The organism is Stenotrophomonas sp. 99219_Sma (assembly GCF_056480785.1).
The window spans coordinates 297,232-310,218 of sequence record NZ_CM151117.1 but is presented as its reverse complement, the minus strand read 5'-3'; the positions used below and the strand labels follow the sequence as shown (position 1 = coordinate 310,218).

At 68.5% G+C, this 12,987-nt stretch carries 11 protein-coding genes and 1 pseudogene; 6 read left to right on the top strand and 6 right to left on the bottom strand.

Going from position 1 to position 12,987, the window contains the following annotated elements:
• Positions 1–23: 23 nt before the first annotated feature.
• The 3 genes and pseudogenes from ACZK13_RS01390 to coaBC all read right to left on the bottom strand — a co-directional run bounded on the left by ACZK13_RS01390 (position 24) and on the right by coaBC (position 4,115).
• Positions 24–2,369 (bottom strand): phosphomannomutase/phosphoglucomutase, encoded by a 2,346-nt coding sequence (locus tag ACZK13_RS01390; RefSeq protein ID WP_253143735.1) that lies wholly within the window; start codon positions 2,367–2,369, stop codon positions 24–26.
• 12 nt (positions 2,370–2,381) lie between these two features.
• On the bottom strand, positions 2,382–2,855 hold the full coding sequence (gene dut, locus ACZK13_RS01385) for a dUTP diphosphatase (protein ID WP_180838585.1): 474 nt from the start codon (positions 2,853–2,855) through the stop codon (positions 2,382–2,384).
• Positions 2,852–4,115 (bottom strand): annotated as a pseudogene (gene coaBC, locus ACZK13_RS01380) (bifunctional phosphopantothenoylcysteine decarboxylase/phosphopantothenate--cysteine ligase CoaBC). The gene dut and the pseudogene coaBC overlap by 4 nt, the downstream one beginning before the upstream one ends.
• Before the next feature lie 228 nt (positions 4,116–4,343).
• Between coaBC and ACZK13_RS01375 the strand changes: the two are divergent.
• From ACZK13_RS01375 to ACZK13_RS01360, 4 genes are all read left to right on the top strand, one after another.
• Positions 4,344–4,970 (top strand): response regulator, encoded by a 627-nt coding sequence (locus tag ACZK13_RS01375; protein ID WP_253143737.1) that lies wholly within the window; start codon positions 4,344–4,346, stop codon positions 4,968–4,970.
• A gap of 70 nt (positions 4,971–5,040) precedes the next feature.
• On the top strand, positions 5,041–5,745 hold the full coding sequence (gene radC, locus ACZK13_RS01370) for a RadC family protein (protein WP_253143738.1): 705 nt from the start codon (positions 5,041–5,043) through the stop codon (positions 5,743–5,745).
• A 114-nt stretch (positions 5,746–5,859) separates the two neighbouring features.
• Positions 5,860–7,548, top strand: a complete 1,689-nt coding sequence (gene argS, locus ACZK13_RS01365) for an arginine--tRNA ligase (protein WP_012478915.1) — start codon at positions 5,860–5,862, stop codon at positions 7,546–7,548.
• A 21-nt stretch (positions 7,549–7,569) separates the two neighbouring features.
• Positions 7,570–8,475: an SPOR domain-containing protein gene (locus ACZK13_RS01360; RefSeq protein WP_049399052.1), complete on the top strand. Its 906-nt coding sequence runs from the start codon at positions 7,570–7,572 to the stop codon at positions 8,473–8,475.
• Positions 8,476–8,630: 155 nt separating this feature from the next.
• Here ACZK13_RS01360 and ACZK13_RS01355 read toward each other — a convergent pair whose 3' ends face one another.
• The gene (locus ACZK13_RS01355; RefSeq protein ID WP_197597411.1) at positions 8,631–9,383 is read right to left on the bottom strand and encodes an SDR family NAD(P)-dependent oxidoreductase; all 753 of its coding nucleotides are present in this window, start codon (positions 9,381–9,383) and stop codon (positions 8,631–8,633) included.
• 117 nt (positions 9,384–9,500) lie between these two features.
• Here ACZK13_RS01355 and ACZK13_RS01350 point away from each other — a divergent pair, with 117 nt between their 5' ends.
• Positions 9,501–9,968 (top strand): YehS family protein, encoded by a 468-nt coding sequence (locus tag ACZK13_RS01350; RefSeq protein ID WP_005411992.1) that lies wholly within the window; start codon positions 9,501–9,503, stop codon positions 9,966–9,968.
• Here the strand turns inward: ACZK13_RS01350 and ACZK13_RS01345 are convergent.
• Positions 9,937–10,824: a LysR family transcriptional regulator gene (locus ACZK13_RS01345; RefSeq protein ID WP_149909351.1), complete on the bottom strand. Its 888-nt coding sequence runs from the start codon at positions 10,822–10,824 to the stop codon at positions 9,937–9,939. The genes ACZK13_RS01350 and ACZK13_RS01345 overlap by 32 nt on opposite strands.
• A 143-nt stretch (positions 10,825–10,967) precedes the next feature.
• Between ACZK13_RS01345 and ACZK13_RS01340 the strand changes: the two genes are divergently transcribed.
• Positions 10,968–12,116 carry an MFS transporter gene (locus ACZK13_RS01340; protein WP_336684602.1) on the top strand — a complete coding sequence of 383 codons (1,149 nt, stop codon included), beginning with the start codon at positions 10,968–10,970 and terminating at the stop codon, positions 12,114–12,116.
• Here the strand turns inward: ACZK13_RS01340 and ACZK13_RS01335 are convergent.
• Positions 12,113–12,811: a TorF family putative porin gene (locus tag ACZK13_RS01335; RefSeq protein WP_253143787.1), complete on the bottom strand. Its 699-nt coding sequence runs from the start codon at positions 12,809–12,811 to the stop codon at positions 12,113–12,115. The two genes, ACZK13_RS01340 and ACZK13_RS01335, sit on opposite strands and share 4 nt — an antisense overlap.
• Between the last annotated feature and the right edge of the window lie 176 nt (positions 12,812–12,987).

Sequence of the window (12,987 nt, the reverse complement as noted above, 5' to 3'; positions counted from 1 at the left end):
GCCGGGCGCAGCCCGGCCCCACCTCAGAACCCCAGCGGGGTGTCGCCCAGCACCGGCTGCAGCTGGCTGCGGAACAGCGCCTGGATGCGTTCCAGCGCCGCCTCGTCATTGCCCTCGAAGCGCAGCACCAGCACCGGCGTGGTGTTGGAGGCGCGCACCAGGCCCCAGCCATCGGGGAAGTCCACGCGCAGGCCATCGATGGTCGACAACCGACCGCCCACATACGGGTTGTCCGGCGACTGCGCCGCCGCCACCAGCATCGCCACCAGCGCGTGCGGCGTACCGTCGGCCACCGGCACCTTCAGTTCCGGCGTGGCCACCATCTCCGGCAGCTCTGCCAGTACCTCGTCCGGAGTCTCCTCGCGCTGGGCCAGGATCTCCAGCAGGCGCGCAGCCGCATACAGGCCATCGTCAAAACCGAACCAGCGCTCCTTGAAGAAGAAGTGGCCGCTCATCTCGCCAGCCAGCTCGGCATCGGTCTCGCGCATCTTCGCCTTCATCAGCGAATGCCCGGTCTTCCACATCAGCGGGCTGCCACCATTGCGCAGCACGTGGTCGGACAGCTTGCCGGTGCACTTCACGTCGTAGATCACCATCGCGCCCGGATTGCGCATCAGCACGTCGGCGGCGAACAGCATCAGCAGGCGGTCGGCATAGATGATCTTTCCTTCGCCGGTGACCACGCCCAGGCGGTCACCGTCGCCATCGAAGGCGACGCCGAGATCGGCACCGAAGCGCTTCACCGTCTGCACCAGGTCTTCCAGGTTGGCCGGCTCGCTGGGGTCGGGATGATGGTTGGGGAAGGTACCGTCGACATCGCAGTACAGCGGGATGACTTCCGCACCGATCGCTTCCAGCAGCTGCGGCGCGAGCGCGCCGGCCACGCCGTTGCCGGCATCGGCCACGACCTTCAACGGGCGGTCCAGCTGCACGTCGTCGGCGATGCGCTGGATGTAGTCGGCACTGACATCGCGCTGCTGGTAATCGCCCGGCTCGGCGGCCTGTACCAGGCGGCCTTCGACGATGCGCTGGTACAGATCGGTGATGGCATCACCGGACAACGTCTCGCCGCCGATGACCACCTTGAAACCGTTGTACTCGGGCGGGTTATGGCTGCCGGTGACCGCCACGCAGGTGCCGGTACGCAGATGGAAGGCGGCGTAGTACACGACCGGGGTCGGTGCCAGGCCGATGTCGATCACCGCGCAACCGGCGCGCCTCAGGCCCTCGGCCAACCCTGCGGCCAGTTCCGGGCCGGACAGGCGGCCGTCGCGGCCGATCACCACCTCGCGCAGGCCCTGCTCCAGGGCCACGGTGCCGATGGCCTGGCCGATCAGCGCCGCCGTTTTCGGCGTCAGTTCACTGCCAACCACGCCGCGGATGTCGTAGGCGTGGAAGATACCGGCCGCCAGTTCCTCGGCCGGAACCGGTGGCGGGGGCGGCGGTGCACTTTCAGTTGTGCTGGCCTCGGCCACCGGCGGCGGCGCCATCTGCAGGCTCTCGTTCAGGGTCGGGCCATGATCGGCTTCCGCCACGGTCGCCCGGCGCGGCAGCGGCAACGACTTCGGCAGGCGGCCGCGCCCCACCACCAGCAGCACGGCGATGAACGCCAGCAGCAGCGCAACGATGGCGCTGGCCAGCGAACCCAGGCCCAGCGGACCAGGTTCGACATTGGGTACCGCGGCCACCAGCCGCAACGGCGTCCCCGGAATCGGCCGCGCCAATGCTTCGGCGCTTTCGGCCAGGCCGGCATCGCCCTGGGCGACGAGGTCATGCGCGCCCTGGCGCAGGCCAAGGAAACCGGCCGATGGCGCACTCACCTGGTCCAGCGGCGAGGTCAGCCGCAGCAATGGCTGGCGCACGTAGAGCACCGCCGGGCCGAGACTGCCCAGTTGAACCGGCGCTGCCAGGCCCAGGCGATTGCCACCGCCATCGCGGACCACGCGCAGGCTGGGCTTGCCTTCGGCCAATGCCGCTTCCAGCAGCGCCAATCGCGCATAGCCAAAGGCGGCCGGGTCGGCGTAGGCGTTGGCCAGATCGGCGGCCAGTACCTCGGCGTGCTCGACGCCGGTCCAGCTCTCGCGGACCGCGAGTGCCGCCGCAGCGGCATCACCGGCCTGCAGCGCCTGCTGCACGCGCTCGTTCTTCAGCTGCTGCTGCAGCTGCTTCAGCTGGCCGGCAGCGGCCTCCTGCAGGCCCTGCACGGCCTGGTCACGTGCAGCTTCCAGCGCCTGGCCGTTGGCCTCCTGGCGCCATTGCTGCACTGCGCTCCATCCGAACCAGCCGGCCAGCAGGATCAGCAGCACCCCCAGTAGTGGCGCACTGCGTCCCAACGACCGTCCCCGCTGTCCTTCCCCGATGCCGCTCATCGATGTCCCCTGTCAACGCACCCCGGTGTGGCCGAATCCACCCGTTCCCCGCACGCTGTCGGTGAAAGTATCCACCACCTGCAGGCTGACGCGGGCAATCGGCACGATCACCAGTTGCGCGATGCGATCGCCCGGCTCGATGGTGAAGGCCTCGCGGCCACGGTTCCAGACGCTGATCAGCAGCGGGCCCTGGTAATCGGCGTCGATCAGGCCGGTGCCATTGCCGAGCACGATGCCGTGGCGATGGCCCAGCCCCGAGCGCGGCAGGATCACCGCGCACAGGTTCGGATCGGCGATGTGGATGGCCAGGCCGCTGGGAACCAGCGCGGTGTCGCCCGGCTGCAGGGTCAGCGCGGTATCCAGCGCCGCGCGCAGGTCCATGCCGGCGCTGGCCTCGGTGGCGTAGGCCGGCAGCGGCCAGCTGTCGCCGAAGCGCGGATCGAGCAGCTTGACCTGCAGCGGTTGGGAAGTGGATGCCTGGGTCATGCCTGGAGTCTCCGCGCGATCAGCGCCAGCAGTTGTTCGGCCAGCTCACGCTTGGAGGTGGCCGGGAATACCTGTTCACCGTCCTGCCAGAAGGCCGTGGCGGCATTGTTGTCGCTCTCGAAACCGCCGCCGCTGATGCCGACCTGGTTGGCGATCACCAGGTCCAGGCGCTTGTCGACCAGCTTGCCACGCGCGTATTTCTCCACGTCGTGGGTTTCGGCGGCAAAGCCGACCACCAGCTTCAGCGACTGCGTCTGCGCAGCCACCTCGGCAAGGATGTCCGGCGTGCGCACCAGCTCGATCACCAGCGACTGGCTGTCGGCGGTCTTCTTCAGCTTCTGCGGCGCGACCTGGCGCGGCGTGTAGTCAGAACACCGCAGCGGCACCGATATAGATGTCGGCCGGCAGCGACTTCAGCACGGCATCGCGCATCTGCGCGGCCGAGCGCACGTCCACACGCTGCACGCCGGGTGGGGTCGGCAGCTGTACGGGGCCGCTGACCAGCACCACCTGTGCGCCCATCGTCGCGGCGGCCGCGGCCAGGGCAAAGCCCATCTTGCCGCTGCTGCGGTTGCCGACATAGCGCACCGGATCGATGTCTTCATAGGTCGGGCCGGCGCTGATCAGCAGGCGCAGGCCCTGCAGCGCGCGGGTTTCCGGCGCGGCAACGGCCGCGGCGCTGCTGCCATTGGCGGCCAGCGCGGCCACGATGTCGCCCGGTTCGGCCAGACGCCCCGGACCGGACTCGCCTTCGGCCAGCGGGCCGTCGACCGGGCCGATCACCTGCGCGCCGCGCTGGCGCAGCAGGGTGATGTTGGCCTGGGTGGCCGGGTGCAGCCACATGCGATGGTTCATCGCCGGGCAGATCGTCAACGGCGCGGTACTGGCCAGGCACAGCGTGCTGACCAGGTCATCGGCATGGCCCTGGGCCAGCCGGGCCAGCAGATCGGCGGTTCCCGGGGCAACCACGATGCGGTCGGCCCAGCGCGCCAGCTCGATGTGGCCCATGGCCTGTTCGGCGGCGCTGTCCCACAGCGTGGTGCGGGTGGGCTGCCCGGACAGGGCCTGGAAACTGAGCGGAGTGACGAACTGCTGGGCACCGGCGGTCATCGCCACCTGCACCTGGGCACCGGCGTCGCGCAGGCGCCGCACCAGTTCCAGGGCCTTGTAGGCCGCGATCCCGCCTCCGACGCACAACAGCAGTTTCTGACCTTCCAGCGCGCGGGCCTGCGCGGGGGAAGCGTTGGGGGAGTCAGCCACCTGGAATTCCTGTGCAAACGAGGGCGCTAGCTTACCCGATGGTCGGTAATGTCCCGGTGCAGGGTGCACATAGCGGACAGCTATCAGTAAATGGAGCGCGCTGCGCCTGACCCTGGGTTAGCCGGGCATCGGTTTCGGACCTTTCCTATACCTCTACGGGTCTGCGCTTTTGCAGAATCAGGCATTGGCTGCCGTCTGCCGTGGCCTGTTCGACCTTCGAGGAGCCTCGTGCATCCACGCATCATCATTGCCGACGACCATCCCGTGGTCCTGCATGGCATCCGTATCGTGCTGCAGACCCACCTGATGGACATCGTCGGCAGTGCACGTGACGGCGCCCAGCTGCTGGAGCTGGTGAACCACCACGACTGCGATGCGGTGCTGACCGACCTGTCGATGCCGGGTGACGGCCCGGACGGTCCAGAGCTGATCGACGCGCTGCGCGTGCGTCACCCCGGGCTGCCGGTGGTGGTGCTGACCGGCGCCCGCCATCCCGGGCTGCTGGACGGACTGCTGCGCGAGGGCATCAGTGGGCTGGTCGACAAATGCGCCGATTTCGCCGAACTGCCGCAGGCACTGAACGCCGCACTGGCCGGCCAGGTGTTCGTTTCCCAACAACTGCGCCACCACCTGCAGGCGCGCGACCTGCTGTTCCCGCGCGAACCGGCGCCGCTGTCGGCGCGGGAACAGGAAGTGCTGGATCTGCTGGCGGCCGGGCTCAGCGTGAATGCCGTCGCCGAACGCTGCGGGCGCAGCCCCAAGACGATCAGCCGGCAGAAGGCCGAAGCCAAGCGCAAGCTGGGCCTGCAGAACAACCAGGAACTGTTCGACTATCTGCAGACCCGGCGCGGGTGAGGCATCGCCCGACCCGGTGCTGCGGTGTGCACCGATGGGAGCCGCCACCCGGGCTGGCGATGATGCAGGCATGCCCATCCATGACTGGCCCGAACAGGAACGCCCCCGCGAGAAGCTGATCGCGCGCGGGCCCACGGCACTTTCCGACGCCGAACTGCTGGCCCTGTTCCTCGGCTCCGGATTCGGTGGCCGCGATGCCGTGCAGACCGCGCGCGACCTGCTGCAGGCGCATGGCCCGTTGCGGGTGCTGCTGGACCGCTCCGCAGGCGACCTGGCCCGTCTGCCCGGGCTCGGCCCGGCGCGCAGCTGTACGCTGGCTGCCGGGCTGGAACTGGCCCACCGCTACCTGGCAGCGGAGCTGGAGCACGGCGAAGCGGTCGGCAACAACCCGGCCGCGGTCGGCCGCTATCTGCAGCACCGCCTGCGGGGGCAGGCCCGGGAGATCTTCATGGCCCTGTTCCTGGACAACCGGCACCGGCTGATCGCCTGCGAGGAGCTGTTCCACGGCACCATCAACGCCGCACCGGTCTACCCCCGCGAAGTGGTGCGGCGCGCCCTGCTGCACAACGCGGCGGCGGTGATCCTCAGCCACAACCACCCTTCCGGCGACCCGGAACCCTCCAGCGCCGATACCCGCATCACCGACGAACTGCAGCAGGCACTGGCGCTGGTGGATGTCCGCCTGCTGGACCACTTCGTGGTCGGTGAGGGCCGCCCCGTTTCGTTTGCTGAACGAGGCCTGCTGTCGCCGCCCCAGCCCCGCCTGTTCGGCTGAGCGCCCGCCCTCCAGGCGCCATCGGTCGCCCCCACAGGCAGGTTTCGGTCAGCGTGGCCGCTGGTATCTGCGCTAAAATGGGCGATTCCGCCGCTCATTCTCACAGCAGGCCTCGTGAAAAATCTCCTCCGCGCCCTGATCAGCCAAGGCATCGAAGCCTTGCGCGCCAATGGCACCCTGCCCGCCGACTCCCTGCCGCCGGACTTCGTGGTCGAGCGCCCGAAGACCCGTGACCACGGCGACTTCGCCACCAATGCCGCGATGCTGCTGGCCAAGGCCGCGCGCAGCAATCCGCGCGCACTGGCACAGGCGCTGGTCGAGGCACTGCCGCGCAGCGAGGACGTCAGCAAGGTCGAGATCGCCGGCCCCGGCTTCATCAATTTCCACCTGGCGCCGGCCGCGTACCAGCGTGAAGCCGCGTCGGTCATCAAGGAAGCCCACGACTACGGCCGCAACCTGTCCGGCAATGGCCGCACGGTGGGCGTGGAGTACGTGTCGGCCAACCCGACCGGCCCGCTCCATGTCGGCCATGGCCGCGCGGCGGCGATCGGCGACTGCGTGGCGCGCGTGCTCGACGCCAACGGCTGGAACGCCAAGCGTGAGTTCTACTACAACGACGCCGGCGTGCAGATCGAGAACCTGGCGCTGTCCACCCAGGCGCGGATCAAGGGCATCGCGCCGGACCAGGATGGCTGGCCGGAAGGTGGCTACCGCGGTGAGTACATCGCCGACGTCGCCCGCGCCTACATGGCCGGCGCCAGCGTCGATCTGGAAGGCAGCACCGTGGTCGGCGCCAAGGACCCGGACGACATGCAGGCGATCCGCCGCTTCGCCGTGGCCTACCTGCGCAACGAGCAGAATCTGGACCTGGCCGCGTTCGGCGTCGACTTCGACATCTACTTCCTGGAAAGCTCGCTGTACGCCGATGGCAAGGTGGCCGAAGCGGTGGCCAAGCTGCAGGCGTCGGGTCATACCTATGAAGAAGGTGGCGCGCTGTGGCTGCGCAGCACCGACTTCGGTGACGACAAGGACCGCGTGATGCGCAAGTCCGACGGCACCTTCACCTACTTCGTGCCGGACGTGGCCTACCACCTGTCCAAGTGGCAGCGCGGCTACGAGCGCGCGATCACCGAGCTCGGCGCCGATCACCATGGTTCGCTGGCACGCGTGCGCGCCGGCCTGCAGGCGATGGAAGTGGGCATCCCGCAGGGCTGGCCGGAGTACGTGCTGCACCAGATGGTCACCGTCATGCGTGGCGGCGAGGAAGTGAAGCTGTCCAAGCGTGCCGGCAGCTACTTCACCCTGCGCGACCTGATCGAGGAGGCCGGCCGCGATGCCACCCGCTGGTTCCTGATCGCGCGCAAGCCCGATTCGCAGCTGACCTTCGACATCGACCTGGCCCGCCAGCAGAGCAACGACAACCCGGTGTTCTACGTGCAGTACGCGCACGCCCGCGTCTGCAGCCTGCTGCGCCAGGCACAGGAGAAGGGCCTGGTGTACGAACAGGGCAATGGCCTGGCCAACCTCGGCCGCCTGGCCGACGACGCCTCGCTGCTGCTGATGAACGAGATCTCGCGGTACCCGGAAGTGGTGGAGGCGGCCGGCGTGGCGCTGGAACCGCATCTGGTGGCGCAGTACCTGCGTGAATTGGCGCACGCGTTCCACACGTGGTATCACGGGACGCCGGTGCTGGTGGAAGACGCTGCGGATCGCAACGCCAAGCTGACCCTGGCCTGCGCCGCGCGCCAGGTGCTGGCCAACGGCCTCGAACTCCTGGGCGTCAGCGCCCCGGAAAAAATGTAAGCATCAGGAGACGCAGTACACATGGCAGCACGACGCGGCAAAAACCAGGCACGACGCAACAGCAGCAGCCAGGGCACACCCGGATGGGTGTGGCTGGTCGCTGGCGTGGCGATTGCGGCCGTGGTGTTCCTGGCGGCGCCGAACCTGTTCAAGGGCGAAGGCGATGGCTTCCTTCGCGCCGGTCCGCAGCCGAACCCGAACGCGCAGCCTGCCCCGGTCGCTGATGCCGACAGCGATGTCGGCACCCAGCCGGCCGCGCAGCCGGCCACGCCGAAGCCGGCCGAACCGGAAAAGCCGGCCGCCACCCAGTACGACTTCTACACCCTGCTGCCGGGCAAGGAAGTTGAAATGTCCGACGCCGAACTGGCTGCCAGCGCGCGTGCCGAGGACCAGCGCCGGGCCAAGGCCGAAGCGCAGCGCGCGCAGGCGGCACTGGAAGGCAAGCCGGTTCCGCCGCCAGCGGCTACCGCGCCGGCACCGACGGCAACCGCCAGCGTGGCCAGCACCGCGCCGGTGACCGCCACCAGCCGTCCGCTGCCAGCACCGCTGAGCGAACGACCGGCTGCGGCAACGCCTCCGGCCAGCACGCCGACGGCGTCGACCAGCACCGCCGCCGCCACTCCGGCAGCGCGTGCGGAAACCGCGCCGACCGCGGCCACTACCCCCGCCGCTGCGGCACCGGCTGCCGCCGACAATGCCCGCTACATCCTGCAGGCGGGTGCGTTCGGTGCCTCCGGCGATGCCGAAGCGACCAAGGCCAAGCTGGCGATGATGGGCCTGGCGGCACGCGTCGAATCGGCGCAGATCAACGGCAAGACCGTGTACCGCGTGCGCATGGGGCCGTATGGCAGTGCAGGTGAACTGTCTGAAGCCAAGCAGAAGCTGGATGGCACCGGCCTGCAGGCGATGGCGATCAAGGCACAGTGAGTCTGCCGAAGTGAATGAAAAAGCCGGGCACAGCCCGGCTTTTTTTTGTCTGTGTAGAGTCGAGCTTGCTCGACTGCCGTTCAAAGCAGTCGAGCAAGCTCGACTCTACAAAGGGCGAAGAGCAGTCGAGCATGGCTCGACTCTACAAATGAACGTCAGCCTTCGCGGGCGACCTGGAAACCGGCGAAGGACTGGCTGACCGGCATCAGTTCCAGGCGATTGATGTTCAGGTGCGGCGGCAGGCTGGCCACCCAGAAGATCTGTTCGGCGATGTCTTCGGCGGTCATCGGGTTGGCGCCGGTATAGAGCTTGTCCGACGCCGCCTGGTCGCCATGGGTACGCACCACGGTGAACTCGGTTTCGGCCATGCCCGGCTCGATCGTGGTCACGCGCACGCCGGTGCCGTGCAGGTCCGAACGCAGGCCGAGCGAGAACTGGCTGACGAAAGCCTTGGTGCCACCGTAGGCATTGCCGCCCGGGTACGGGTAGACGCCGGCCACCGACGAAATGTTGATGATTGCGCCCTTGCGCTCCACCAGCTGCGGCAGCAGGCGGTGGGTCAGGGTCACCAGCGCGGTGATGTTGGTGTCGATCATCGTGGTCCAGTCCGACAACTTGGCGCTCTGTGCCGGCGCAGTGCCCTGCGCCAGGCCGGCGTTGTTGACCAGCAGATCGATCTCGCCAAAGGCCGGCGGCAGTGCCAGCAGCGCCGCTTCCATCGCCATCGGATCGCGGATGTCGAAGGCGGCGGCATGCACCACGTCCTTGCCGTAGCGCTCGACCAGCGGCTGCAGGCGTTCGCCGCGGCGGCCGGTGGCGATCACCTTCCAGCCCGCCTGGGCGAAGCGGTGGACGGCGGCGGCGCCGAAGCCGGACGTGGCGCCGGTAATCAGGACAGTGCGGGTCATCAGGCAACTCCAGGGGGAAAAACCAGACCCCCATTCTGGCACCGTCGGCCGGGGGTTGCGTTGCCTGATCGGCCAGATCCGGCCCCACCTGTCGGGGTGACCGGTACAATTGGGGCCATGATCAACAACGATGTCCTGCGCAGCGTGCGCTACTCCCTGGACCTGGGCGACCACCACGTGGTGACCCTGTGCCAGATGGCCGACCCGGCCTTCGCCGTGGATCCGGAACAGGTGAAGGCCTGGCTGCGCCGCGAGGACGAAGCCGGTTTCGAGGCGATGAGCGACAGCGCGCTGGCGCACTTCCTCGACGGCCTGATCGTGCACCTGCGCGGTCGCGACGAAAGCCAGCCGCAGCGTGCGGTGGAAACCCGCATCGACAACAACCTGGTGCTGAAGAAGCTGCGCGTGGCCTTCCAGCTGCGCGACGTCGATCTGATGGAGATCTTCGCCAGCGCCGGTTTCAACGTCTCCAAGTCGGAAGTGGGCGCATTGTTCCGCCAGCCCGGGCACACCAACTACCGGCGCTGCCTGGACCAGATGCTGCGCAATTTCCTCAAGGGCCTGAGCCTGCGCCTGCGCGGCTGAGCACGGCCTCGACGAACGCACGCGCCGCCGGTGTCGGCAGTCGCTGCCAGACCAGGTGCACGCGGCGGGTCGGGGTCGGCTGCAGCGGAATCTGTACCACCCCCTGGAACCCGTCGGCGATCAACGCTGGCACGATGCCAACCGCCAGCCCATGGCGAACGAAGCGCTCGATCAGTTCCATCAGATTGACCTCGAAGCGCACCGTGTGCGGCAGGCCAGCGGCAGCGAAGGCATCGTCGGTCTGCCGCCGCGCACCGGTGCCGCGCGGAAAGTCGACCAGCGCCTCGTCCTGCAGTTCGGTCAATGGCAGCCGCTTGCGGCGGGCCAAGCGGTGCGACGGCGCCAGCACCGCCACCAGGTCTTCTTCCTGCAGCATCTGGTGGCAGACCCCGTCCAACCCCGCCGACGGCGCCAATCCGACCAGTGCCACGTCCAGCTCTCGCGACTGCACCTGCGCGATCAGGTCCTCGCTCTTGTCGACCCGCAGCTGGAACTCCACCTGCGGGTGCGCCTGCTGGAAGGCCGCCAGCATCGCCACCACATCGATGTCGGTCAGCGAGGAGATCTGCCCGATCGCCAACAGGCCACGCACCTCGCCAGTGACGGCGGCCACGTCGGCACGCAGGTGGCGCAGGCTGGCCAGCACCTGGCGTGCATGCACCAGCAGCGCCTCGCCGGCGGCGGTGGCCCGCACCTGCCGCGGCAGGCGCTCGAACAGGGGCGTACCCAGTTCCTGCTCCAGGTAGGCAATCTGGTGGCTCAACGCGGACTGCACCACATGGCAGCGTTCCGCGGCGCGGGTGAAATTGCCCTCTTCGGCCAGGGCGACGGCAAACTCGAGCTGTTTGAGATTCATCCAACTATCTCGTTTCCAGATGGCATGGATGATGATGATTCATTTCCATCATGGCCGCAGCAGGCGGACACTGTGCATCCCGCTTTGTGGAATACCGCGTGAGTCCGTCCCTCCCCCCTCTGCACCGCTGGCAGGTGCTGCTGATGTCGGTGGCTACCGGCGTGGCCGTGGCCAGCAACTACTATGCGCAGCCACTGCTGCACACCATCGCCGATGCCTTCGGCGTGCCGTTCGGCCAGGTCGGCATGGTGGTCACTGCCGCACAGCTGAGCTATGCCGCTGGACTGATCCTGCTGGTGCCGCTGGGAGACCTGTTCGAACGCCGCCGCCTGATCGTGGTGATGAGCCTGCTGTCGGCAGGCGGGCTGGTGATCAGTGCCTGTGCACCATCGCTGACCTGGTTGCTGGTCGGCACCGCGATCACCGGCCTGTTCTCGGTGGTGGCGCAGGTACTGGTGCCGTTTGCGGCCACGCTGGCCGCGCCGGAACATCGTGGCCGCGTGGTCGGCACATTGATGAGTGGCCTGCTGCTGGGCATCCTGCTGGCGCGCACCGTGGCCGGCCTGCTTTCCAGCCTGGGCGACTGGCGCCTGGTGTATGCGATCGCCGCCGGCACCCTGGTGCTGACCGCGCTGGCGCTGCAGCGCGGCCTGCCGCGATTCCACCACAGCGCCGGCCTCGGCTATTTCGCATTGCTGCGCTCGATCGGTGTGCTGTTCGTGCAGGAGCCGGTGCTGCGCCAGCGCACCCTGCTGGGCGCCTGCAGCTTCGCCATGTTCGCGATCTTCTGGACGCCGCTGGCGTTCCTGCTGGCACAACCGCCCTACGCCTACAGCGATGCCACCATCGGCCTGTTCGGGCTGGTCGGCGCCGCCGGTACGCTGGCGGCCGGCCTGGCCGGGCGCATGTCCGATCGTGGCCAGACCGGACGTGCCACTGCCATCGCACTGATGCTGTTGCTGCTCTCGTGGCTGCCGTTGGGGCTGTCGGCACACTCGCTGCTGGCGCTGCTGGTCGGCGTGGTGGTGCTGGACCTGGCCGCGCAGCTGCTGCACGTGAGTAACCAGAACCTGATCTATGCACTGCAACCGGCAGCGCGCAACCGCCTCAATGCCGGCTACATGACCGGCTACTTCATCGGCGGTTCGCTGGGTTCGCTGCTGTCGGCGCAGGTCTACCAGCGCTTCGGCTGGACCGGCGTCTGCGTGGCCGGTGCTGCGGTGGCCATGCTGGCCCTGCTGCTGTGGCTGCCCGGCGCGCTGCGCGCGCGCCAGGCTTCGGTGACTGACTAGAAGCTGCCCTGCAGCGCCAGCTCCCAGCGTCCGCCGGCATTGCCCGGAAACAGCCGCTTCGCTGCGTTGTCGGTGTCATGCACGGTGGCGCGCAGTTCCCATGCCGGGGTCAGCGAGGCGATGGCACTGAGCTGGCCATGCAGGTAATCAGGCCCCTGTGCGGTGGCCAGCCAATACTGGCCCACCGCCGCTTCGAGGCGGAACCGCTCGTGCAACGGCACCCGCACACCCAGCTGGGCGTAGGTGCCGCGATGGCCGCCCGCCAGCGCGTCGTTGGAATGCGCCAGCTGCAGCCAAGCGCGCTGCTTCCAGGTCACGGTGGTATTGAGCTCGGTCCAGTCCAGCGCGCGGCCGGTGCCCGGGTACACGTAGCGGGTCAGGTTGGCATCCAGTGCCCAGTCCGGTCCCAGTGCACCACTCCAACCGGCCACCAGGTCGAACTCGCTGCGCGCGCCGTTGTCCGGCTTGAACGATACGTTGGACCCCCACACGCTGGCGTACCAGCCCGATGGGATCGAGACCTTCGCGCCGGCCTGCACCGCCGGGTCGCCGTCGCTCTGCGAGCTGCCGCGCCACACGTAATCGCTGGTCAATGCGGCACTGCCACTCACCTGCACCTGCGCCTGGGCGGTGCCGATGCCGAGCAGCCCTGCCAGGGCGGCCACCACTGCCGCCATCATCCCCTTGCTGTTCACTGCACTGTGTTCCTCGTCGAAGGCGGTCACGCCGCCGGGACCGCAGTGTCGAGGCGGTGGCCGTAACGGATCGAGGGTGCTGCCGGGCCCGTGGCGCAAATTCGGCGTAAATCCCGCGGACCGGGGCCACATGCCAGCAGCGCGGTATCATGGCGCCCTGTTTCCAGGAACCAACC